Genomic DNA, 23,283 nt, shown 5'->3' on the forward strand with positions numbered 1-23,283 from the left:
AGCCCTTGTAGTTTTATCTTTTTCAAAGATTTCTGCACAATCATTACCAGCCGGCTTACCGATTCTTGAAGAATTACTTCGCAGAAAGCAATTAATATCTAATGATTCTCTAGAAAGCTCTTTTTTGGTTCGTTCTATCCCCATTTCAGACTCAAGTTATTGGTTGGCAGAACCTTTAGCTTTGCCATTTAATGAAATAAATGGATTTTCTCTTGGGGTCTTGCCTTTTGTAAATACGACCCGAATCTTAACAGGAAGGCCTTATGGTTGGGCAGACTATGGATTAATTCCCAATCCTGGTTTTCAGACTTATTTTTCAGGAGGAGTTGAAGCCAAGTATAAGTTTATCAATTTCACTTTTCGCCCTGAATTTGTTTTAGCGCAAAATGCAGGATTTCAAACGGGACTATCTGAAATGAATCCTTCAGAAATAAGCAGCCGATTTTTTTTGTGGAATTGGGGTGATAATCCAGAACGTTATGGAAATGGAGTTTACTTCCGTCCGTGGTGGGGACAATCTAAACTGACTTTTCAATACGGAGCATTTGAAGTAGGGGGAAGCACAGGAAATATTTGGTGGGGTCCGGGGCAGTTTAATGCCTTAACATTTTCAAACAATGCACAAGGATTTCCCCATTGGACAATAAATACTGTTAAACCTGCAAAAACATTTTTGGGTAATTTGGAGCTTCAGATGGTAATCGGAAGGTTAAGGAATTCAGGTTTTGCGCCCTCTCAAAATGAAGATTTGAATGAGCGATTCTTTAGACCATTTTCAGGGGACTTCAGATACTTAAATGCAATCACTTTTTCCTGGAATCCTAAATGGGTAAAAGGTTTTTATTTTGGATTTAGTAGAACCTTCCAGCAGTACAATGAAAATCGGGGAAATTCTTTTTATGATTGGTTCCCAATTTTTGAGGGTTTCCAGAAGAAAAACTTCTTTGAAGGAGGAAATTCAGTTGACTTCGATGGGAACGGGAGAGATCAGACTATTACGATTTTTGGTAGGTTAGTTGTTCCAAGGACAAAATCCGAGCTTTATTTTGAATATGGTCGTAGAGATCATGCGTTTAATTGGAGGGAATATATTTTAAACCCAGAACATGCCAGAGCCTTTATTTTCGGATTTAATCAATTATTTGAAATCCAAGAAATAGGAAAAATGATTCAAATTCGGTCTGAGGTAACCCATCAGCAGGAATCAGTTAATAGATATATCCGGTATGGAGGGATTTCTGGAGGAATTCGTGGAGGACTTTCTTGGCATACTCATAATCCTGCACGGGGCTTTGTAAATTACGGGCAACCTCTAGGTGTGGGAATTGGTACTGGTTCAAATTTGCAGACTGTAGAAGTTTCCTTAGTTGAGGGTGTGGATAAAATGGGATTGCTTTTTGAGCGATTAGCTAATAACCAGGACTTTTATTATAAGGCCTTGCTTCAGTTCACAGAGAGGAAACCCTGGATAGACCTTTCTCTCGGTTTCCTGTATGACAAGCAATTTGACAATCTATTGCTTAGCTCCAAGCTTCAGTTGATTCATGCCAGAAACTATCAGTGGCAGTTGGATCCGGCCAGTACGCCTGACTTTCCGAAAGGTCAGAATCTGACCTCTGTAATAGCTCAGGCTTCGATAATTTATTTCTGGAATAAGAAGGAGGAAAAAGGCAAGGTTTTTGACCTAAAGAATTTTCAACCTTTCTAGTGGAAAAAGAATCGTGATTCTAATCCACAGTGATCGAAGATTTGTTGAGATATTCAAAATATTGGGCTTAGGATTATTCGGATCTCTACTTTTTCGGGTCATTTTAATCCAATCCAGTAATGTTTGTCTCGGATGATTCGTTCATAGAAAAAATCATTGACCTACTCAAAAATGGTGTTCAAATTTGAGCAGGTCCTTTTCAAAATCAAGAAATTGAATTTTATGTTTTTTTAAAAAAACCTTGAAAAATTATTTCTCTTGCAATTTCTAGGCATAAAAATTGACAATCGTTAAATTCAAGTCGTGAATAAGATTTTTAAAACCAACTACTTATGAATTATCTTTTTGCACTGCTCACCTCTTTTTCCGTGGGCTTTTTGTTGACTCCTGTGGTGATTTCGGTTCTGAAAAAAGCCAATATAGGAGATACCCCCGGTGGAAGAAAAATCCACAAGAAATTCACCCCATCCATGGGTGGAATAGCCTTTATTGTCGCCACTTTCGTTGCTCTTGGGATTTGGGGTTGGCAGTATCCTTTACCGGATATTCGCTACCTGCTAGGTGCCATTGCCTTGATGTTCTTTGTAGGGCTTCGTGATGATTTGGTGGAACTTAAGGCCAAACATAAAATCTTGGGGCAGATAGTAGCCGTTCTGCTGGTAGTAGTGGCCGGAGATATCCGGATTAAGGACTTCCACGGGTTTATGGGGATTGAGGAATTGCCACTATGGTTTAGCTACGCTTTCACCTCCTTTGTGTTACTTGCCTTGACCAATGGGTTTAACCTGATTGACGGGTTGGACGGACTTGCAGGAAGTATAGCAGTGGTAACTCTTGGGATTTTGGGATTCTGGTTTCAGATCCAAGGCCTGGAGAGTTTCTCCATTTTGAGTTTCACCTTATTGGGTGGAGTTTTGGCCTTCTTAGCCTTCAATTGGCATCCGGCAAAAATATTTATGGGAGATACCGGCTCCCTGACTTTAGGCTTTGCAATGGGCAGCTTGGTAGTGGCTTTTATGGAGTACAATTTTGCGCTGCCCGAGGATGCCTTTATGAAAATCAAGCCATCCTTCACCTTTGGCATTGCCTTGATGATCTACCCGCTTTATGATATGGCAAGGGTGTTTGCCAGAAGGATTTCCAAAGGTCAACATCCTATGACTGCAGACAAAACCCACATCCATCACTTCATGATTCGTATGGGTTATCGTCATGATCAGGTTGCGATGATCCTGGGTATTTTGCATTTGATATTAATATTTTTGGTTTTTGCATTTAGAGATTTTTCTGATAATGTCTTTCTGCCGGTGCTTTCTTGTATTGTACTATTTCTAGGATACAGACTGGATAAAGTCACGGTGAAGTATGTCAAGAAGAAAGTAATGAAGTCGCCTAAGGTTCTTGAAATAAGACCTTTGAACACGAATAACTTGTCAAAAATGAGAAAGGATTCTAAAGAGGTTGACCCGGAAAAATTGCACTTAAATTGATGGAATATTTAACTTAGATCTTTTGAGGCCCGTTAAGGGCCTTTTTTATTTTCGGTCAAAAAATATTGTTGGTTGGGTTTTTGAGTACATTTTTGGTATGTTTCGTAATCGATTTCCTTACACCCAATAGGATGGCATATCAAATACCTCTTTCTTTCCCAGTTTTCGAAGGCAATGAAAGTTTGTATGTCCAAGAAGCTATGAATTCTGGGCATTTGTCCACCAATGGCTTCTTCATCAATAAATTTGAAACAAAGCTTGGGAGAAAAATAAAGACTCACCAAGTAGTGGCTTTGAACTCTGGAACCTCGGCACTTCATTTGGCTTTGGTGCTATTAGGAATCGGTCCGGGAGATGAGGTGATTTGTCAATCGTTTACTTTTTGTGCTTCTGCCAATCCTATAGTCTATTTGGGAGCAACTCCCGTGTTTGTGGACAGTGAAAAGGAAACCTGGAATATGTCTCCGGAATTATTGGAGGATGCCATTCTTAGTAGAATTTCCTTAGGAAGAAAGCCCAAAGCAATTGTGGTAGTTCATCTTTTTGGAATGCCAGCAAAAATGAAGGAGATCATGGCGATTTCCGAAAAATATAACATTCCGGTTTTGGAGGACGCTGCTGAAGCAGTGGGAAGTAAAGTTGATGGCAAATTCTGCGGTACTTTTGGGAAAATCGGTATTTATTCCTTCAATGGAAATAAAATCATAACCAGTGGGGGAGGAGGGGCATTGATCTCGGATGATGCCGGTGTGATTGAAAAATCAAAGTATTTAGCCTCTCAAGCAAGAGAAGATTTGCCTTATTACCAGCATTTGGAAATTGGCTACAACTATAGAATGACCAATATTTCCGCTGCTGTGGGAGTCGCTCAGTTGGAGCAGTTGGACCAAATGGTCGCCAGGAGGAGAAAGATCAACTTACAATACAAAGAATTGATGAAGGATTTTCCGGGAGTGACTTTTCAGGAAGAACTAGATACCTCCGAGTCCAATTATTGGTTGACCTCGATTCTCATAGATGAGGAAGTCACTGGGATTTCTAATGATAAATTGAGAGTAATTCTTTTCAAAAATGGTATAGAGACCCGGTTTTTGTGGAAGCCACTCCATCTTCAGCCCATTTATCGAAAGACACCTTATTATGGAGGAAATGTCTCTGAAAAATTATTTCAGGAAGGCTTGTGCTTGCCAAGTTCTTCAAATCTGACATTGGATCAGCAGGAGTATATCCTTGGCTTAATCGAAAAGGAATTCAGAAAAGTCTTTTGAGGTGATATACAGGGAGTTTGGAAAAAGAGCAATAGACTTAGTTCTGTCGTTTATCATGTTTTTGGTTTTGCTTCCTGTTTTTTTGATTCTCTCCATCCTACTCAGCACCTATTTCAAAGGCTCCCCGTTTTTTTATCAAAAGCGTCCCGGAAAGGATGGAAAGATATTTTGGATAATCAAATTCAAAACCATGTGGGATAAAAAGGACAGTTCTGGAAATCTCCTTTCGGATGAAATCAGAATTTCTCCTCTAGGCAAATGGGTTCGAAAAAGCTCATTGGATGAAATCCCCCAATTGCTCAATGTTCTCAAAGGTGATATGAGTATGGTTGGTCCCCGGCCGCTATTACCTGAATATTTAGACCTTTATTCAGAAGAGCAAAACAGGAGACATTTAGTCAGACCTGGGGTGACTGGATGGGCTCAGATCAATGGTAGAAATGCCATTTCCTGGGCAAAGAAATTTGAATATGATACTTGGTATGTGGATCATTTATCCATTTTATTGGATGTCAAGATCCTTTTTATAACCCTTTTTAATGTTCTTCGTGGAAAAGGTGTGAGTCAACATGGTCATGTGACCGTCGGAAGATTTACAGGACGAAATTGATTCTTTTTGGGCTTAAAGAAATTCTTTAAGTTTATCTAGACCTTTTCAATATTATCTTCTGTTATTAATCAAAATTTTTGATCTAGGCCTAAAAATCTTACTTATTTATAATAAAACTTCAAAGAATTCACCGAAAATTGAAAATTGTTCGGAATTCTATTTACTTTGTATGTATTAATAAATTTGATTAGGTAGTCTAAATTTTAACCTTTCTGAAGGAAATTTTACTATGAATTTTTTATCCAGGCTGAAAATTCTCCCTAGGTGGATAATCGCCTTACTCGACTCATTCATTCTTTTTTACTGCGCACTGTTCGGATATTTGGTACGGTTCAATTTCGAACTTCACCAGATCGAAGAGTATGACGCCTTTGCAGGTAGTTTTACTTTTATGGTCGGTGGCCTGCTGGTCATGCAAAACACAAGAAGCTATGAAGGCATTGTCAGGCATACCGGGTTCAGAGATGGATCCAACATCTTCAAGACGATCTTTATAACCTTCATTCTATTCCTCTTTTTGAATTTCTTCCATGGAAATTTTCTAAATGACAGGTTTCTTCTTCCCACTTCAGTCTTAATCATTGCCAGCCTTTCAGCTCTGTTTATGCTGATTTTTTATAGATTGTTGGTGAAGGAGATTTTTGTTTACCTCAAAAATGGGTTTTCAGAAAAGGCTCTCAAGAACGGGGTGATTTTCGGTGCCGGAGAAGCAGGAATTATTGCTCAGGAAGCTATCAAAAGAGATTCTAAAAGCCAGCTGAATATCCTTGCTTTTTTGGATGATGATGAAAAGAAGGATGGAAAAAACATTGATGGAAAGAGGATCTATAAAGGAATAGAAACTCTTGAAAAATTGGTTAATCAATTCCATATCACGGATTTGATCATTGCAGTAAGAGATTTGTCTGTCAAAAGAAAAAGTGAGATCATCGATGAGTGCCTTCGCTTGAATATTTCGGTTTCCATAGTTCCTCCGGTAGATCAATGGATCAACGGGGGATTAACAGCAGGAGCAATTCGGGAAATCAAAATTGAAGATCTACTGAGTAGAGATCAGATCATTCTGGATAATCCTAGAATCGAAGAGGATTTGAGAGGAAAGGTTGTCATGGTAACCGGTGCTGCTGGATCTATTGGGTCTGAGCTTTGCCGACAAATCTGCCACTATCATCCCAAATTAATCGTGATGCTGGATATCGCAGAATCTCCTTTGTATGATATCGAGCAGGAGTTTAAAGAACATCACCCGGGATGCTCAATCAAGATTATTCTTGGCGATGTCAGGAATAAAAAGAAAATGAAAGAGGTTTTCAAGGACCTGAAGCCTCAAGTGGTATTCCATGCGGCTGCCTACAAGCATGTGCCGATGATGGAGAATTATCCGGAAGAGGCGATCCATGCAAATGTGATTGGCACCAAAGTTTTGGCTGATTTGGCAGTTTTATCCCAAGTTGAAAAATTCGTTTTTGTCTCCACTGACAAAGCAGTGAATCCAACAAATGTCATGGGAGCCAGCAAAAGAGCGGCAGAAATGTACGTTCAGGCTCTAAATGAATATTTGGAAAGTAATCATAAGAAGTTCCACACCAAATTCATCACCACCCGATTTGGAAATGTTTTGGGCTCAAATGGCTCCGTGATTCCTCTTTTCAAAAAGCAAATCCTAAACGGAGGCCCGATTACAGTCACTCATCCTGAGATCACCAGATACTTCATGACGATTCCTGAAGCGTGTCAACTGGTTTTGGAAGCCGGCGTGATGGGAGAAGGAGGAGAGATTTATGTGTTTGACATGGGAGAGCCAGTGAAGATTCTCGATTTGGCGAAGAAGATGATCCAGCTTTCCGGAAAAAAGGTAGATCAAGATATTAAAATTGTGTTTAGCGGACTTAGGGAAGGTGAGAAACTTTTTGAAGAACTTCTAAATGACTTTGAAACTGTAAAGATCACCCACCATCCTAAAATCAAAATTGCACAGGTTCTTCCTTCATCCTACCATAAGATTGATGGACAAATTGAACTATTCCAGGATCTGGTCAATAAAAACAACGAAACAGATCTGGTTAGACATCTCAAAGCACTTGTACCGGAATTTATTTCAAATTCATCCAGATTTGAAGTTTTGGATCGGATGAATTGATAATTTAAATTCATTGATCTATTCCAAAGAAAATCGGCTTTAATAATATCTAAGTCTTCTCTATTCAAATTCTCCTAGAATCAAACGATATCAGGCTTTCCCAAAAAAGGAAAGCCTTTTTTGTGAAATCGCCCTGCCTGATTCATCATTCCTCATTCCTAATCCCTAATTTTACGGCTCTTTAAGGATAAACACCTTACGATGAAAAAGACCTTCACCCTCCAGTTAAGCCCTGAAGAGGCTTACGACGCTGAGACTTTCAAAAAAACTCTCCTCAAGAAAGCAGGGATGTTTGCAGAGACTCCGCAAGCTTTTGCCCGACAAACCCGGAGATCCATAGATGCCAGGGGAAGAAAAGTCCTGGTCAATGTTGAAGCGGAATTGTTTATCAATGAAAATCCAGGTTCCCTGCTCGATCATTTTCCTGAATACAAGCAAGTAAAAAATGAAGCCCCTCTAATCATCGTCGGTGCAGGGCCAGCAGGACTTTTTGCCGCTTTAAGGGCGATTGAATTGGGTGTAAAACCCATTGTCATAGAGCGGGGTAAAGATGTAAGGTCAAGAAGACGTGATTTGGCTGCCATCAATAAAGATGGTGTCGTAAACCCGGATTCAAATTATTGTTTCGGAGAAGGTGGAGCAGGAACTTACTCTGACGGTAAGCTTTACACGCGCTCCAAAAAGCGAGGCGATATCCGCAGAATCATGGAGATCCTGGTGGCTCATGGGGCCACTGAGGAAATTTTGGTGGATGCCCATCCCCATATCGGAACCAATAAGCTTCCAGTTCTGGTTTCCAAACTCAGAGAATCGATTTTAGAGGCGGGAGGAGAGATCCTTTTTGAAACTCGGGTTACTGATTTCCTGATAGAAAATGATGAGCTTAAAGGTGTCAAAACCCAATCAGGAGAAATTATCAAGGGGATCGGTGTAATTCTCGCGACAGGCCATTCAGCAAGAGATATTTTTACCTTATTGAACGCCAAGAGAATACTGATCGAGGCAAAGCCTTTTGCCTTGGGCGTGCGTATTGAACACAGTCAAAACCTTATCGACCGGATTCAATACCATTGTGAAATTGACCGTGGACCTTATTTGCCGGCTTCTTCTTATTCCTTGGTTCAACAGACAGAGTTTAAGGGAAAACAAAGAGGAGTCTTTAGCTTTTGCATGTGTCCCGGAGGGTTTATCGTACCTGCTGCTACAGCACCCGGTGAACTCGTAGTCAATGGCATGAGTCCTAGCCGAAGAGATTCAAAATTTGCTAATTCAGGCATGGTGGTTTCCGTGGAATTGGAAGATTTACCTGAGTACCAGAAATATGGTCCTCTGGCTGCGATGCATTTTCAAGCGGAAATTGAAAAGAAGGCCTGGGTTTTGGGAGGGGAAAATCAAACTGCTCCAGCCCAGCGTATGGTTGATTTTGTAAACAGAAAAGTCAGCTCTTCACTATTAGACACATCTTATCAGCCAGGATTGAATTCTGTGGAAATGAGAGAAGTTCTTCCTGATTTTATTTCTCAGCGAATGGCAATGGCTTTTAAAGCTTTTGGTCAAAAAATGAAAGGCTACTTTACCAACGAAGCTCAATTAATAGGAGTGGAAAGCCGAACTTCTTCTCCGGTGAGGATTCCTAGAGACCGGGAAAGCTTTGAGCACCCGGAACTCAAAAGACTTTTCCCTTGTGGTGAAGGAGCTGGATATGCCGGTGGAATTGTCTCTGCGGCGATGGATGGCGAAAGGTGCGCCGAAAAGCTGATCCAAGCTTATTCGAAAAAGGGGTAGGGATCAGGTTGTATGTTGAAGGTTTTAGGTTGTATAAAGGGGGGGGTAATTTTTTCGATTAGGGACGAAATCCGATTGATTGTAAGATTGGGTTGAATCCTGAGATCTCGGACCGTCATTTCCCGTCAGAATAGTTTCTTCTTTTTTACAATTCCGTACTTTTAGGAGATGGAATTTGCCATTGTGGATATCGAGACGACGGGAGGCTCTGCCTCAGGAGGGGGAATTACTGAAATTGCAGTATTGATTCATAATGGGGTAGAGATTATTGAGGAATTCCAAACTCTTCTCAATCCCGGACATTCAGTTCCTGCTTACATCACCGGGCTTACGGGGATTGATAATTCCATGCTGGAAGATGCTCCAATTTTTGAAGAAATCGCTGAGCAACTTTGGGATCTTTTGGAAGGAAGGGTATTTGTAGCCCATTCCGTGAATTTTGATTACGGTTTTATCCGGGAGGCATTCTCCAAAGTCGGACGCCAGTTGAATACTCCCAGGATTTGTACTGTGAGGCTTGCCAGAAAAGTCTTTCCCGATTTAAAATCTTACAGTTTAGGCAGACTTTGTGAAAACCTAAAAATCCCCATTTTAGCTCGGCATAGGGCAATGGGAGACGCAAGGGCCACTGCCATCCTTTTCGACAGAATGTATAAAATGAGGGAGGAAATCATCCTTTCTTCCTTGAAAAGAAATACTGGGGAAGCCTTCCTGCCGCCTAATTTTTCTCTTTCCAAATTCAAGGAAATTCCCGAAGCCTGTGGAGTGTACTATATGCTCAATGACAAAGGGAAAGTAATCTATGTGGGCAAAGCGCTTAACATTCGGGAGAGGTTTAAAGGCCATTTTTCGGGGAAAGTTCTTCCAAATCTAAAGCTGCAACTTAAGTCTGAAATCGTGGATCTTCAATGGAAGTTGACCGGTTCGGAAATGATGGCGCTTTTGCTGGAAACCCTTGAAATCAAGCGACTTTGGCCGAAATATAATTCCGCGCTCAAATTGCCCAAGAGCCTTTGGGGGATTTTTGATTATCAGGATAGCATGGGATATTACCGGTTTCAAATTGCCAAAGTCACCAAAAACCTTAGGCCTCTGGAGACCTTCTTCACCTCCGAAGAAGCCCATCAATTTCTTAAGTCAGGGATTGAGAATTTTCAGCTGTGCAAAAAGCTATGTGGATTACGGAAAGTCACCTGCAGCACTGTTCAGGATAAATCCTGTATGGGGGCCTGCCAATCTCAGGAGCATCCCAAAGATTATAACTCTCGGGTCAAAGACTTCATAGGATTGATCAAGGAAAGCAAAAAAGAGATTTTGCTGACCCTTCCCGGCAGAGAAAAAGGTGAAAAAGCCCTATGTCAATTCGAAGGGGGAATGCTTGTCAAGTTTGGTTTTGTGAAAGAAGAGGAGGGAAATCCGGAATCTTTGGAGGTAGTTCCAAAGATCCCGGAGACTTTTTATATCCTAAGACAGTTTTTGCCTACACTTGATTTGGAGTCCATCCAGATTTTGGATCCAGATTCCTCAACTCCAAACATGAGCTTATTTTAATTGAGCTCCTGGATTTTTCCTTCCAGCATCAGCAAGAAGGTGTATTCCATAGCCAATTCTTTCAGGGCATTGAATCTTCCTGATGCACCTCCATGACCGGCGTCCATGTTGGTGTGAAGTAGGAGGAGATTGTTGTCGGTTTTTAAATCCCGGAGTTTGGCCACCCACTTGGTCGGCTCCCAATACTGAACCTGGGAATCATGCAATCCTGAAGTCACCAGCAAATTGGGGTAATCTTTGGCTTCCACATTATCATAAGGAGAATAGGAGAGCATGTATTCGTAATATTCTGGATGTTTAGGGTTTCCCCATTCCTGAAATTCCCCTGTAGTCAAAGGGATAGTTTCGTCTAGCATGGTGGTCACCACGTCCACAAAAGGAACATTGGCAATGACTCCATGAAACAGTTCTGGTTTCAAATTGATCACGGCGCCCATCAATAATCCCCCTGCGCTTCCTCCCATGGCATATAGGTGATTAGGAGAAGTGTATTTTTCCCCAATCAAATGCTCTGCGCAAGAAATAAAATCCGTGAAGGTATTTTTCTTCTTCAACATTTTTCCATCCTCATACCAATGCCTTCCCAAATCTTCTCCTCCTCTAATATGGGCGATAGCAAATACAAATCCGCGATCCAAAAGACTCAGGCGAGTACTTGAGAAATATGCGTCCATGCTAAAACCATAGGAACCATAAGCATAAAGGAGAAGAGGATTTTCCCCGTTTTTCTCGAATAATGATTTTTTGTAAACCAGAGAGATGGGTACTAGCACCCCGTCTTTAGCTTTCGCCCAGATTCGTTCCGAATGATAAGCTGAAGGATCATGTCCACCTACTACTTCTTGCTGCTTGAGAAGTACTTTTTCTTTGGAAACCATGTGGTAATCAAACGTGGAGGAAGGGGTTACCAGAGAATTGTATCCAAAGCGGAGCATTTCAGTTTCAAATTCCGGATTTGCCCCGATCCAAGCGGTGTAGGTCTGATCTTCAAACTGGATAGTGTGTGAATCTCCATCCCAAGGTTTTACCTGGATTTTCGTCAAGCCATTGCTTCTTTCCTGAGTCACCAAAAAACCTGCAAACAAATCAAAATCCTCCAGCAAAACTTCTGATCTATGTGGGATAACGTCCACCCAGTTTTCTTTTTGGGGAGCAATGCAGGGAGCTTTTACCAACTTGAAGTTTTTTGCCTGATCATTGGTTCTGATCCAGAAGAATTCTCCGAAATGGTCTGCGGCATATTCTAAATGTGGAGTTCTTGGCTGAAGGATTTTGAAATCTCCAAAGGGATTATCAGCTTCCAAAAACCTCATTTCTGAAGAAATTGTGCTCTCAGAGTGAATGAGGAGGCATTTTTCTGATTTGGTTTTGTGGACTACACAGGAAAACTCTTCATCTTTTTCCTCATAGATCAACACGTCCTTTTCGACAGAATCACCAAGTTCATGTCGATAAACCTGGTAGGATCTGAGCGTATCTGGGTTTTGTTTAGTGTAAAAAAGTGTCCGATTGTCAGCTGCCCAAGTCATGTTTCCGGTGACATTTGGGATCTTTTCTTCCAGGATTTCTCCAGTCTCTAAATTTTTGAAATGGATGGTATAAATCCTTCTTCCGACCTCGTCTGCCGCAAATGCCAAGAGCTTCTGGTTTGGAGAGGTCACAGTGCCGCCAACTTGATAATAAGATTTTCCTTCTGCCAAAACATTGACATCAAGAATGATTTCCTCAGGGCTTTCCAAGCTTCCGCTTTTTCTGCAAAAGATTGGATATTCAGCACCCTGAGTGTATCGAGAATACCAATAATAACCTGCTTTGCGATACGGTACACTTTGGTCATCTTCCTTGATTCGCCCTTTCATTTCTTCAAAAAGAGCGTTTTTGAAAGATTCTACAGGTTTTAGAGTTTCCTCGAGGTATCTGTTTTCGGCCTCGAGATATTGGATGACTTCCGGGTTTTCCCGATCATTCATCCAATAGTAAGGGTCGTTCCGCTGGTGACCGTGGATTTCCAAAACTTTTGTTTTCTGCGAAGCAATTGGTGGTGTCATTTCTTGAAATTTGAGCCTGCAAGGATAAAGAAAAGGAACGAATCCATAAAAATGAATGATGTTTTAGTTTGTTTTGAAATACATTTTTTTGTCTAGGTATTGTAATTCCCCGAAATTTTTCAGACTTTTTATGAGTATTAACCATCAACCTTAATCATTTATGGGATTACTCAAAGAGTTTAAAGAGTTCGCAGTAAAAGGCAATGTCGTAGATCTTGCCGTTGCGGTTATCATTGGAGGAGCCTTCGGTAAAATCGTAGCTTCCTTTGTCAGTGATGTATTGATGCCACCAATAGGATTATTATTGGGTGGGGTGGATTACACCTCTCTCCAATTGATTCTGAAAGAGGCTTCAATGAACGATGCGGGTGAGGAAATTGCTGCTGTAGCGATCAACTATGGCGTGTTTCTTCAAAATGTGATTGATTTCATCATTATCGCATTCGTTATATTTATGGCTATCCGTGCTATTAACAGCATGAAAAATAAAGAGGCTGCTGCGCCACCGCCACCACCTCCTGGACCAACACCTAGTGAAAAGCTTTTGGAGGAAATCAGAGATTTGCTCAAGAAGTAGTAAACCAAAAGGTCCCGGGATTTATCCGGGACCTTTTTTAATTTCCTCCTCTTTGTCTTTGATAAAGTTGTCGAGTAAAATCCCTCGCAATATTATTGAGCATTAAGATCTGCTTATAATTCAGGATTTTGGAGACGTTGTTCACAAAAGCTTTTTCTTCATTAATTAATTTTTCCTCCAGTTGAAATCTCTGTTGAATTCTGGACTTAGCCTCTTCCTCCGAAATTTCATTGACGTTCCTGTTTAGAGCTACTAGTTGTTTCATCAGTCCTTCCCGTTTTTCATTGTATTCATTGAAAATCGGCCAGAATTTTTCTGCTTGCTCTGGCTTAAGGTCGATTCGGGTCGTGATAAATGCAATTCGGGCTGCTTGAAGTCTTTCCGGATCAATTTGTTGCCCTGGTCTTTGAGCAAGTACATTTCCCCCCATAATCAGGAAGAAAAACAGGAGATATATGGTGTGTTTTTTCATTGTTCAAACCAATTTTCATTTTCAGTCCATAGGGGATCCATTCCAGCTAACTCTTCTTGGATAATTTGGTCCAAAATTGCATTGGGATCATCAGAAAGGCTCAAGACGTCTTCGGCAGTCCACTGATTACTTTCGATGTAAAGTAAAGCTTGATCCTCTAGGGAGAGGGATGGGGTAGAGGAAGGGTTGGCTCCAAATTGCCAAATTCCCAAGGAAAGAAGGATCACCGCAGCAGCGGCATATTTCAGAAATACCGGCTTTGAATCCTTTTTGGATTTTGTAAGAATTTTGTCAGGCAAGGTGTCAAAGTAACCTTCGGGTGCTTTGAATTCCTTGATTCTGGGTAAGTTTTCCATCACAGATTAGACTAGTCAAGTAGAATAAAGTTTACTCACTTAATACAGATTGTTCAATTTTTTTCACGGCATGGTGATAACTGGCCTTCAAAGCACCCACACTTGTGCCGGTTATTTCGGCCATTTCCTCATAGCTTAGTTCTTCCTGATACTTAAGATGGAAAACCAAGCGCTGTTTTTCGGGTAATTTCAATAAGGCTTTTTGTAACCTGATTTGAATTTCATCTCCATCCAAATTACCAGGTTGATCCAAGTAAGATTCCAGCTTTTCCTGATGATCCTCTACCGAGAAGAAAAACCGTTTTTTCTTTTTTTCCAAGAAACTCAAAGCTTCATTGGTTCCGATTCGGTAAAGCCAGGTAAAAAGGGAAGAGTTCCCTTCGAATTTATCAAGATAACGATATGCCTTGATAAAGGTGTTTTGGACAAGGTCATCCGCATCTTCATGAATCAAAACCATCCTTCGAATTACCTGATAAACTCTTCGCTGGTAGGTTTCGATCATCAGCCTGAATCCGAGTTCCCTAGTAAAAGGAGACTGTATTTTTTCCAGGATTTGCTGATCGATTTCTTTCATTCTAGCTGTTTAGACTATTTCAATGTACTATGGTTTAATTCCTGAAACTGAATTTCATTTTTGATTTTTGAATATTCAAAAGGCAATAGGCAAAAGGCAATCAGTAAGGGATAAATCGGAGTTTTCTAGCAGGAAAAAATCAATCGAAATACTTCAATTTTAGGTGGTTAGGTTTAATTTAGTGTTAGGTTTTAAATTTATTTTTTATGGATTTCAGGCAAATGAAGGTTTTTAAACTTGGCTTTGATTTGGCGATGGAAATTTTTCAAATCAGTAAATCATTTCCAAAAGAAGAGAGGTATTCCCTTATTGATCAAATTCGAAGATCAAGCAGGTCGGTTTGTGCAAACCTAGGCGAATCATTTAGAAAAAAACGGTATCCCAAATATTTTATATCCAAAATTACGGATGCTGACATGGAAAACAGTGAAACCCAAGTTTGGCTATTATTTGCTTGTACCTGTGGATATATATATCATCAACAATATGAATTACTAATCCAAAAATCAGAGGAAATAGGACGGCTGTTAGGGCATATCATCAATAACCCAGAAAAGTATTGACTGATACCAGCATAAAGTAAATCAGGGACTGTTCACTAACCTGTGTCAGTTTGTTTAAACCGTTCAACAAACCAAGCGATTAGATCTTTACGGAGAGATGGCAAAGTGAAGATTGTTCCATGGCATTTTGCCCTTTTCCTTTTGCCCAATGCTTCTTGCCCCTTGCCTTTTGCTCAATGCTTCTTGCCAATTGCCCTTGCTTATATTTCCAAAATATAATCCAATATCCCGGCATTTTTTCCTTTCGGTCGGGTCACCAGCAAGGGAAGGCTATCGTTGTATTGAATCAAGCGTTCAGCCATGCTTCCGATAAAAAGAGCAGTGGCGGCAGTACGTCCTTTGGCACCAATAATGATCACATCTGCCCCGATTTCCACGGCTTTGGAAACAATTTCCTGAACAGGGTCATCGTCATCATCTTTGGTATAAATAGGAGTGATTTTGATTCCTTTGGTATCAATTTTTCGGATAAACTTTTTGTAGTTGATCTCGGCATGCATTTTCATGATTTCGGTAAACTCCTCATAGCTCTTGCCGGTAAAATGATAACCTGAAGGAACGTTAAAAACATTCTGGCATACGATCTCAGCGGTGCCTCCATGTTTGGAAGCAATCATTACCGCCTCTTCCAGTGCATCTTTGGAGTAGTCAGAAAAATCACTGGGAACCAATAGCTTGGTGACTTTTGGCTTGGATCCTTCTGGAACGATCAAAAGTGAACAGCTTGCTCTTCTGGCGAGTCTTTGTGAGGCAACACCGGTTCCGGGAAGATCTACTTTTCTACCGATGATGATCATGTCCGCAGATTTTTCCTCAGCCAGTTTCAATATCTTTTTAGAAAGGTTTCCTTCTTTGACTACATAGCTAATCGTAAGCCCTTTGATATCTGGGAAGTGTTCATTCACCATCTTCTCCATAGCCTCTTTTCGCTCATTGATCATGTTTTCCACCAGGTTGGGGAATTCCTCCAAGACCTCTTTTGGAATCGATAGGTTTTTGATCACATTGGCGAAATAGACCTTTTTGGTTTGGTTCACTCTGGCAATAAAGGCCGCTTGTTCAATCAAGGTCTGGTCCAGCGGAGTTTGGTCCAGACATACGATCAATTTTTTAATCAGATACATAGCAAGGGAAGGTTTGCACCGCAAAGTTAAATCTAGTCATTCAATCTATTCAGAAATCCGCAAAATAAAATTTTGATTTTGACGAATGGTGGCTTCGGGACTTGGATTTTAGGTTTATTGGATTGTTTTGCTGGCAAATAAAATTTGGAACAGTGATTTTTTCAGAAATTGTGTTGGTGTTAATTCTCCAATTATTCTGCCAATTGACCAACTCGTCCTGACTCAATTCGTATATTTGCAATGTCCGGGCCGCCGACATGTTCAAACTTCACAATTTAATTACAATTACGAGTGAAGCCCTCTCCAAAAACAGGCCTCATCCTGATTTCGATCAGGACCTCGCACAAAACGCAGGATAACAGTGGAAGTTTGCGGTTTTAAGGCAGCTCAAATCTTGTCTATACGGAGGTTTGTAACACTCTAAGGCCCGGACTTTTTTAATTTCTTTTTGATAAAATCCCACTCCTCTTTTCCCAAATTGAAAACCAGGGAAAAGAGAATAAAACCTCCCAATACGAGCAAAGACTTCAGTATAATATTCCCGATCGGGTGAAGATAGGAGACTTCTAATTCGTGTGCTACAAAGCATGCAGTGCCTGTGAAAAGGATTTTGAGGGTATCCCAACTGAAAGGGTCTAAACTCAATCTGGCTTTTAGATAGAGATATTTGACCCCGTTGAAAATCAACATGACCAAAGCGGAGCCGATGGCAGCACCTTCGATACCGTAAATCGGGATCAACCAATAATTTACTGCGATGATCAACATACTCATGGCAATGGTCAGGATCAGGTTAAAGCGGTAATATTTTGAAAACACGAGGATCTCGCTGTTTACCGAAAAGGCGACATCGAATATTTTTCCCAATCCAATGTAAAAAACCACCCATTTTCCAGCCTGATAAATCTCCCGATTGGGCACGAAATGATAAATCTGATCGATACTGCTCCAAATCAATGCAAAAAGCAAAATGCAGATATAGAGTTGCCGATTGGAGATTTGTCGGTAAAGGGTGTTGATCGAATCCAGCTGATTTTTCGCAAAGTGATCTGCAATCACAGGCATGGAAACTTGGGAAATCGCCCTCCTGGGAAGTTCTACCACCAAGGCCATATAAAATGCAATGGAATAAACGGCATTGGCCTCCAAGCTTACCATGGAACTGACCATGATGGAGTCGATTTTCATAATCAAAGTGGAAGCAGCTGTTGCCAAAAAAGTGATCAGGCTAAAGCGAAGAAAGGAACTTCGAAATCCCTTAGGGAAATTGCTCCAGCTGAAATCAAATTTTAATACCCCCAACCAAATGAGATAAATCCAAACTCCTGCCAGTGCTATCCCATAGACGATGACCAATCCCAACATAACTTGGTCAAAATTGATCCAGCCTAACAAATAAATTCCAACCAAAACAGAAGTCAAGAACCTTAGAAAAACCTCTCTGAAAAAGGTGGGTACAGCCACTTTTAGAAAAGATCTTGCATACGCGTCCAGCACACTGCTTAATAAAGAGAAAAGGGTGATCAGAAGAACTACCCCCAAGAAATCGACCACCTCAGGTGAATTGGTGGCAAACAAACCGATTAATTGCTCCTTGAATCCAAAAAACAAAACAGAAACTCCCAGAAATCCGAGAAGAGATATCAGCAAACTAAAACTGAAAAAAGCGGATTGTTTTTTTTCTAATTGAGGAAAAAACCGGGTAATCCCGTGACCAACTCCCAATTGGGCAAATGGGACAAACAAAAGCCCCAAATCCTGAATGGTACGGAAAGTTCCTAGTTGAGTAGCGTCAAGGGAGTAGGGGTAAAGCCAAAGGACATTGATATAGCCTAGTACTACACCGATGTAGGAAAAAACAGCTGTCTGGATACTTTGGCTGGCGATTTTGCCCATGGGCCAAATGTATCAAAAAACCTTAGTCCTAAAAAGGCTTAAAATTATCACTTAGCACATTTATCACAGCCAGGCTGTGTTTTGGTCTTGCCAAAAAACTTTCTCCCCAAATAGGCTAAAGCTCCAAGTACAACCAATGCTAAAATGATTTCCTGCCACATTTTACGAAAGGATTTGAAAGGTGAGAAATGCCATCAAATACGCCAAAGCACTCATGTAGACGGTTTGGATGATGGGCCATTTCCAAGTTTTGGTTTCTCTTTTCACCACAGCAAGAGTACTCATACATTGCATGGCGAAAACATAGAACACCATTAGAGAGAAGGAAGTTGCCTTGTTGAAGGTTTTTTCACCCGTTACAGGGTTGATTTGCTGGTTCAGTTTCTCCCGAATGGTAAGTTCATCCTCGGCATCGCCTTCTATACTATAGATGGTAGCCATGGTAGAAATAAATACTTCTCGAGCAGCAAAGGAAGTGATCAACGCGATGCCGATTTTCCAATCATAGCCCAAGGGTCTGATCACAGGCTCAATGGCTCTTCCCATTATTCCGATAAAAGAATTTTCAAGTAAAAGGGAAGAGGTTTCAGCTTCTATGGAGGCTATTAGCTCCTCGTCGCTGACATTTTCCAACCTAGCCTGACTTTCTTCACGGATTTGATCCATCCGAGAAGGCGGTCCATAGGAAGCCAAGACCCAAAGGACAATCGAGATGGCCAAGATTACCTTACCAGCCTCTGTGACGAAGGTTTTGGATTTTTCAAACATGGTGATCCCAACATCCCCCCAACGAGGAAAACGATAGGGAGGAAGTTCCACCAAAAGAAAGCTTTGCTCTTTGGTTTTCAAGTAAAATTTCAACAAAAGAGAAGTTAAAAGAACGCCTATGATTCCCAGAAGGTAAAGGCTTAACAATGCGAGTGCCTGGAGATTTACAAATCCAAGAACCAATTCATCCGGCACAGTCAAGCCGATTAAGATGATATAAACAGGAAGTCTGGCAGAACAGCTCATCAATGGTGTCACCATGATAGTGATCATCTTTTCTTTCCAGTTGGCGATATTTCTGGCAGCCATTACTCCAGGAATCGCGCAGGCAATTCCGGAGACCAGAGGAACAATGCTTTTTCCATGAAGACCAAAAGGTCTCATCCAACGGTCCATCAAAAACACGACTCTGGACATGTATCCTGTGTCTTCCAAAATCGCCAAAAATCCAAATAAAAGGGCGATTTGGGGTATAAATATGACGACGCCACCGATTCCTGGAACCACTCCCTCGGCAAGTAAGCTGGTCAGTGGACCTGCTGGAAGATTTTCAATCAAAAGTCCGCTTATTTGGGCAAATAAGCCATCGATCATATCCATGGGGTAGGAAGCCCAGGTGAAGATCGTCTGAAAAATAAGCAATAGAATTCCCGCAAAAATCAAATAGCCCCAAACCGGATGAAGGATCAATGAATCAATTTTTGATTTAGGCTTGGCTTCTTCTTTTTTGACTACAATCTGAGAAACAATGTCAGTGATTTTTTTGTACCGCAGCTTGGTTTCCTCCAATTGGGCCTCTTGCATATTGAAATCAGAAGAAGCAATAAGTTCTATTAGCCAAATCCTCGATTCTTCAGGCATGGCCACGTCTTTGGCTCCAAACCGGATCATCTGGTAGGCCTGATATGGATTTTCCAAGTCAAACTTGGCCATGACCTTTTCCAAAATTTCAGCAGGAATTACCTGCTTGATATCTACCAGAGCTTTTCCCTTGGAAAAATTCCTTTCGCTGATCAAGGACTTCAGCTGATCCAAGCCTTTTTGGTTTCGGGCGTCAGTCGATAAAATAGGTACCCCTAGATGCTTAAACAACTCGTAAGTTTTGATTTCGATTTTGCGCTTTTCTGCCAAATCTGACATATTCAGAATGATGGCCAGATTGACCCCCAAATCTATTAGCTGAGTGGCTAAAAAAAGTCCTCTGGAAAGCTGAGAAGAATCGATTACCATCAGCACATAGTCTGGCCTGGCTTCGATTTTGGTATGATTGAGGACGCGGTGGGCAATGATTTCATCCTCTGAATTAGGAAAAAGACTGTAAGTGCCCGGTAAATCTAAAATCTCAAAAGTCTCTCCGTTCAAATTGACATTCCCGGTTTTTTTGTCCACCGTAACCCCTGGGTAGTTTCCGATTTTCTGACTCAAACCTGTCAAAAAATTGAAAATGGTAGACTTTCCTACATTGGGGTTACCGATGAGAGCTACTTTATGGGATTTGATTTGCTTGGAAAGGAGAGTTTCAGCCATGAAGTCTTAGATCAATTCCACCAGGATTAATTCCGCCTCGGATTTCCTTAAGGCAAGGAGTGTTTCTTCCATTTGAAAGGCTAGTGGACCACCTGAAGGTGCTTGGTGATGCAAGGTGATGTATTTACCAGGTAAGAACCCCAATTCCATCAAATTGATTTTCAAAGGAGAGGTTTTTATTTCCAGGATTTTCCCGGTTTTATTCAATGGAAGCTTATCTGCGGTCATGGGTAGTCGTCACCTTGGCCCGCAAAAATAGCTGTATTTGGAATGAATCTAAAGAAAAATAAAGAAGATTTTTGTCAGCTTCCATCGCAATACCGATATATCTTTCTTTTCCCTCCAACTCTTTTTTTATTTTCAAGTCCACCCGATAGCAAATTTTGGATTAAAAGGAAGCCTTGAGTGAAAGGCTGAAATTCCTTCCCGGTGCAACGATTCCTGAACTGTAGGGTCTGTATTGCTGATCAGTGAGATTTTCAATCCCAAAGTTTACCTGCAGAAAACTCAAAACTTGATAATTGGCGGTGAGATTAAAGATGATCCAAGAAGGAGAGTATGGATTTCCATTGGCATCGGTCGCATAGATAAAAGTTTTGGCTTTTTCTTCTTCCGGCATTTCCTTAAAGGATCTTTCACCGCTATACTGTGAGGTGAATTCAACTCTCAGCTTTGAACTCGAATAACTTATCCTACTTAAACCAAAGGAGGGAGGGGCATGTCTGGAAGGACTTTGACTTCCATTTTCCAGTTCTTCTTTCCCTTTTTGCCAATTGTATCTGGAGGTAAAAATTAGGTTTTTGCTCAAGGCGAATTCAATTCCTGCCTGAATTCCCGACACATTAGCAAATGCCGCATTTTGAAGCGCCAATACTTCGCTAAGCTCGCCTTCGTAGAGAACTTCGGATTTTCCATCCAGTGTAAATGGTCTTCTGACCATAGCCTTGTCCAAATAGGTGTAGTATCCTGTAAGATCGAGCTTGAGTTTGTTCTCAAAGTGTTTGTTGATGTTTATTTCCGCATTGTAGGCATATTCGGGAACGAGCTGAGGATTGGGGACAATGACCGCCCCGGGAGCTGAGTCGAAGATTTTTCCGATATCATCCACATTTGGTGCTCTAAATCCCGTTGAGATCAAAGGTGAAATACTCAAGGAAGGCTCAGGAGTAAAGATCAGTCCAAGATTACCTGTGAGGGAATGGTGGTTTTCTTTGGATTCAGAAAAGGGTAAGCGAAAAAAAGCCGCGTTATTGGAGAAATCGGCGGTTAGCTCTGTGAAATTATATCTAATCGCAGATTGGAATTTCCATTTTTCAGAAAGCTGATTGTGGTAGCTTCCATAGATTGCTGCTGAGTTCCATGAGGCATTTGGGTAGCGAGCAGAAGCTTGGGATTCGATTTCTGTCAGGACATTTCTTTGGATTCCAGAGGAATTTACCCGGTTGGTCACTCCTTCAATTCCATAGCTGATGTAAGCCTCTTCTGATAGGGATTTAAAAAAGTCCGCATTCAAGGAATAGGCATGTACTTTTTCTGTCCTGTCAAATTCGGTATTGGCATTCAGTCTTCTATCGATCCGGCTTTCCTCAAAAATTTGTTGTGCAAAAATCACCTTCACTTGATCAAACCAAGGATGGGAGGCACGGTAAGTCCAGCGGAGATTGTTCATCATCCATTTTTGGGGCCCATAGTCCCATCTGGCGAATCGCAGCTGCCCATTTCTTTTCTCAATCAACCGGTCGTATCTGGGGATATCTGTGGAAGTCGAAAGATGAAACCCATAGTCCAAAGTTGATTTTTCACTGACTTTCCAAAGAGCCTTTTGCATTAGGTTAAGCTGAGTATATCCGCTGCCTATCTGGATTAGTGGGTTGGGATTGGATTTGACCACATCTGCTTCATTTTCGCGAATGACAAAATCAGGTCGCAAATAGGAGTCTTGTCCTCCGTTCTTGCCCATTTTGGAATCTCCAAATTCCAAATAACTTAAACTGGTGAGGAATTTTAGCTTTTTGGATCCATAGGAAATATCCCCATGAACAGTTTTTTCAGAATATGCTGAGGAAAACCTCGAGATAAAATTCCCCGCAATGCCTTCCGCTTCGGGATTTGGGCGAAGTGTTTCAAAGACCATTACCCCGCCAATCGCATCTGAGCCATACATCACTGATCCTGGTCCAAATTGCACCTCGGTATTGGCCACGGCAAAGGGATCTAAGGAAATGACATTCTGAAGGTTTCCACTTCGAAAAATAGCGGTATTCATCCGAACTCCATCTACAGAATAGAGCAGGCGATTGGCCGAAAAACCGCGGATCATGGGACTTCCTCCGCCTAATTGACTTTTCTGGATGAAAACCTCCCCCGATGAGCCTAACCAATCGGCAGTATTGGCAGGGTTTCTTAGAATGAGTTTTTCCTGATCGAGTCTCCTTACTTTTTCCGGAGTATCCTGTTGGTTTTGGCTCCATCGGTTTGCAGAAATCACTGCAGCATCCAAGGAGAGTAAGTCGGTTTCCATGGATACAGTAAACTTGAGAAGGATCAATTCTTCCCAGGAAAGGATTTGAGTTCTAAACCCGAAATGACGGAAATGTATTTTCTTTTCTCCCTCAAATTTGGAGAGGTCTGCTAGCCCTTTTGAATTAGAAAAAATAACTTCACCTGCTTCCGAAACATAGATCAATGCATTAGAAAGTGGCTTTTTGCTTTCTTTTTCCAAAACAGTTACCTGCTGGGCCTGTAAAAAGCCGGAAAAGAGAAGGAAAAAGTAGAATAGTGGTAAAGCTCTCATTGGGATAATTTGCGCAAATAAACCAAATG

General features: G+C 41.1%; 18 protein-coding genes. 9 read left to right on the forward strand and 9 right to left on the reverse strand.

All coding sequences use genetic code 11. The features are described from left to right. Positions 1-163 precede the first annotated feature (163 nt). From G458_RS20785 to G458_RS20790, 7 genes are all read left to right on the forward strand, one after another. Complete coding sequence (locus G458_RS20785) at positions 164-1,708, forward strand: capsule assembly Wzi family protein (RefSeq protein ID WP_245579272.1); 1,545 nt, start codon at positions 164-166, stop codon at positions 1,706-1,708. Between the two features lie 332 nt (positions 1,709-2,040). Further along, complete coding sequence (locus tag G458_RS0113140; protein ID WP_026952306.1) at positions 2,041-3,198, forward strand: glycosyltransferase family 4 protein; 1,158 nt, start codon at positions 2,041-2,043, stop codon at positions 3,196-3,198. Positions 3,199-3,329: 131 nt separating this feature from the next. Further along, on the forward strand, positions 3,330-4,466 hold the full coding sequence (locus G458_RS0113145; protein ID WP_026952307.1) for a DegT/DnrJ/EryC1/StrS family aminotransferase: 1,137 nt from the start codon (positions 3,330-3,332) through the stop codon (positions 4,464-4,466). A 1-nt stretch (position 4,467) separates the two neighbouring features. Further along, positions 4,468-5,076, forward strand: a complete 609-nt coding sequence (locus tag G458_RS0113150; protein WP_281171619.1) for a sugar transferase — start codon at positions 4,468-4,470, stop codon at positions 5,074-5,076. Positions 5,077-5,305: 229 nt separating this feature from the next. Continuing rightward, positions 5,306-7,216 (forward strand): polysaccharide biosynthesis protein, encoded by a 1,911-nt coding sequence (locus G458_RS0113155; protein ID WP_026952309.1) that lies wholly within the window; start codon positions 5,306-5,308, stop codon positions 7,214-7,216. A 201-nt stretch (positions 7,217-7,417) separates the two neighbouring features. Beyond that, positions 7,418-9,001, forward strand: a complete 1,584-nt coding sequence (locus tag G458_RS0113160; RefSeq protein WP_026952310.1) for an NAD(P)/FAD-dependent oxidoreductase — start codon at positions 7,418-7,420, stop codon at positions 8,999-9,001. Positions 9,002-9,169: 168 nt separating this feature from the next. Continuing rightward, positions 9,170-10,552, forward strand: a complete 1,383-nt coding sequence (locus G458_RS20790) for an exonuclease domain-containing protein (protein ID WP_035468217.1) — start codon at positions 9,170-9,172, stop codon at positions 10,550-10,552. On the opposite strand, the gene G458_RS0113170 is transcribed toward G458_RS20790, so the two are convergent. Next, the gene (locus G458_RS0113170) at positions 10,549-12,600 is read right to left on the reverse strand and encodes a S9 family peptidase (RefSeq protein WP_026952311.1); all 2,052 of its coding nucleotides are present in this window, start codon (positions 12,598-12,600) and stop codon (positions 10,549-10,551) included. The genes G458_RS20790 and G458_RS0113170 overlap by 4 nt on opposite strands. 160 nt (positions 12,601-12,760) lie before the next feature. Between G458_RS0113170 and mscL the strand changes: the two genes are divergently transcribed. After that, positions 12,761-13,177 carry a large-conductance mechanosensitive channel protein MscL gene (mscL, locus tag G458_RS0113175; protein ID WP_026952312.1) on the forward strand — a complete coding sequence of 139 codons (417 nt, stop codon included), beginning with the start codon at positions 12,761-12,763 and terminating at the stop codon, positions 13,175-13,177. Positions 13,178-13,214: 37 nt separating this feature from the next. On the opposite strand, the gene G458_RS0113180 is transcribed toward mscL, so the two are convergent. Genes G458_RS0113180 through G458_RS0113190 form a run of 3 tightly spaced genes read right to left on the reverse strand, consistent with a single transcriptional unit; the run spans position 13,215 to position 14,582 of the window. Further along, the gene (locus G458_RS0113180; RefSeq protein ID WP_026952313.1) at positions 13,215-13,649 is read right to left on the reverse strand and encodes a hypothetical protein; all 435 of its coding nucleotides are present in this window, start codon (positions 13,647-13,649) and stop codon (positions 13,215-13,217) included. Further along, positions 13,646-14,005 carry a hypothetical protein gene (locus G458_RS0113185; protein WP_026952314.1) on the reverse strand — a complete coding sequence of 120 codons (360 nt, stop codon included), beginning with the start codon at positions 14,003-14,005 and terminating at the stop codon, positions 13,646-13,648. Before G458_RS0113185 ends, G458_RS0113180 begins: the two co-directional genes overlap by 4 nt. Before the next feature lie 31 nt (positions 14,006-14,036). Then, a complete protein-coding gene (locus G458_RS0113190; RefSeq protein WP_026952315.1) occupies positions 14,037-14,582 on the reverse strand; it encodes an RNA polymerase sigma factor in 546 nt (181 codons plus the stop codon). 206 nt (positions 14,583-14,788) lie between these two features. On the opposite strand from G458_RS0113190, the gene G458_RS0113195 reads away from it, so the two are divergent. Further along, positions 14,789-15,145, forward strand: coding sequence for a four helix bundle protein (locus G458_RS0113195; protein WP_026952316.1), 357 nt, complete (start codon positions 14,789-14,791; stop codon positions 15,143-15,145). A 200-nt stretch (positions 15,146-15,345) separates the two neighbouring features. Here G458_RS0113195 and G458_RS0113205 read toward each other — a convergent pair whose 3' ends face one another. The 5 genes from G458_RS0113205 to G458_RS0113240 form a co-directional block, all read right to left on the reverse strand. Next, positions 15,346-16,269, reverse strand: coding sequence for a universal stress protein (locus G458_RS0113205; protein ID WP_026952317.1), 924 nt, complete (start codon positions 16,267-16,269; stop codon positions 15,346-15,348). 420 nt (positions 16,270-16,689) lie between these two features. Then, positions 16,690-18,165: a lipopolysaccharide biosynthesis protein gene (locus tag G458_RS0113215; RefSeq protein ID WP_026952319.1), complete on the reverse strand. Its 1,476-nt coding sequence runs from the start codon at positions 18,163-18,165 to the stop codon at positions 16,690-16,692. 162 nt (positions 18,166-18,327) lie between these two features. Next, positions 18,328-20,460: a ferrous iron transport protein B gene (feoB, locus tag G458_RS0113225; protein WP_026952320.1), complete on the reverse strand. Its 2,133-nt coding sequence runs from the start codon at positions 20,458-20,460 to the stop codon at positions 18,328-18,330. Between the two features lie 6 nt (positions 20,461-20,466). Further along, positions 20,467-20,688: a FeoA family protein gene (locus tag G458_RS0113230; RefSeq protein ID WP_026952321.1), complete on the reverse strand. Its 222-nt coding sequence runs from the start codon at positions 20,686-20,688 to the stop codon at positions 20,467-20,469. Positions 20,689-20,848: 160 nt separating this feature from the next. Then, positions 20,849-23,254, reverse strand: coding sequence for a TonB-dependent receptor plug domain-containing protein (locus G458_RS0113240; RefSeq protein ID WP_026952322.1), 2,406 nt, complete (start codon positions 23,252-23,254; stop codon positions 20,849-20,851). Positions 23,255-23,283: the final 29 nt, after the last annotated feature.

This window comes from Algoriphagus mannitolivorans DSM 15301, from assembly GCF_000429425.1.
Taxonomy (GTDB): Bacteria; Bacteroidota; Bacteroidia; order Cytophagales; family Cyclobacteriaceae; genus Algoriphagus; species Algoriphagus mannitolivorans.

Coding starts and splice junctions, on each gene's coding strand:
- G458_RS0113185 (WP_026952314.1), bottom strand. CDS start 14,005: ATGGAAAACTTACCCAGAATCAAGGAATTCAAAGCACCCGAAGGTTAC.
- G458_RS20790 (WP_035468217.1), top strand. CDS start 9,170: ATGGAATTTGCCATTGTGGATATCGAGACGACGGGAGGCTCTGCCTCA.
- G458_RS0113195 (WP_026952316.1), top strand. CDS start 14,789: ATGGATTTCAGGCAAATGAAGGTTTTTAAACTTGGCTTTGATTTGGCG.
- G458_RS0113205 (WP_026952317.1), bottom strand. CDS start 16,269: ATGTATCTGATTAAAAAATTGATCGTATGTCTGGACCAAACTCCGCTG.
- G458_RS0113215 (WP_026952319.1), bottom strand. CDS start 18,165: ATGGGCAAAATCGCCAGCCAAAGTATCCAGACAGCTGTTTTTTCCTAC.
- G458_RS0113240 (WP_026952322.1), bottom strand. CDS start 23,254: ATGAGAGCTTTACCACTATTCTACTTTTTCCTTCTCTTTTCCGGCTTT.
- G458_RS0113190 (WP_026952315.1), bottom strand. CDS start 14,582: ATGAAAGAAATCGATCAGCAAATCCTGGAAAAAATACAGTCTCCTTTT.
- G458_RS0113145 (WP_026952307.1), top strand. CDS start 3,330: ATGGCATATCAAATACCTCTTTCTTTCCCAGTTTTCGAAGGCAATGAA.
- G458_RS0113160 (WP_026952310.1), top strand. CDS start 7,418: ATGAAAAAGACCTTCACCCTCCAGTTAAGCCCTGAAGAGGCTTACGAC.
- G458_RS0113155 (WP_026952309.1), top strand. CDS start 5,306: ATGAATTTTTTATCCAGGCTGAAAATTCTCCCTAGGTGGATAATCGCC.
- G458_RS0113180 (WP_026952313.1), bottom strand. CDS start 13,649: ATGAAAAAACACACCATATATCTCCTGTTTTTCTTCCTGATTATGGGG.
- G458_RS0113230 (WP_026952321.1), bottom strand. CDS start 20,688: ATGACCGCAGATAAGCTTCCATTGAATAAAACCGGGAAAATCCTGGAA.
- feoB (WP_026952320.1), bottom strand. CDS start 20,460: ATGGCTGAAACTCTCCTTTCCAAGCAAATCAAATCCCATAAAGTAGCT.
- mscL (WP_026952312.1), top strand. CDS start 12,761: ATGGGATTACTCAAAGAGTTTAAAGAGTTCGCAGTAAAAGGCAATGTC.
- G458_RS0113170 (WP_026952311.1), bottom strand. CDS start 12,600: ATGACACCACCAATTGCTTCGCAGAAAACAAAAGTTTTGGAAATCCAC.
- G458_RS0113140 (WP_026952306.1), top strand. CDS start 2,041: ATGAATTATCTTTTTGCACTGCTCACCTCTTTTTCCGTGGGCTTTTTG.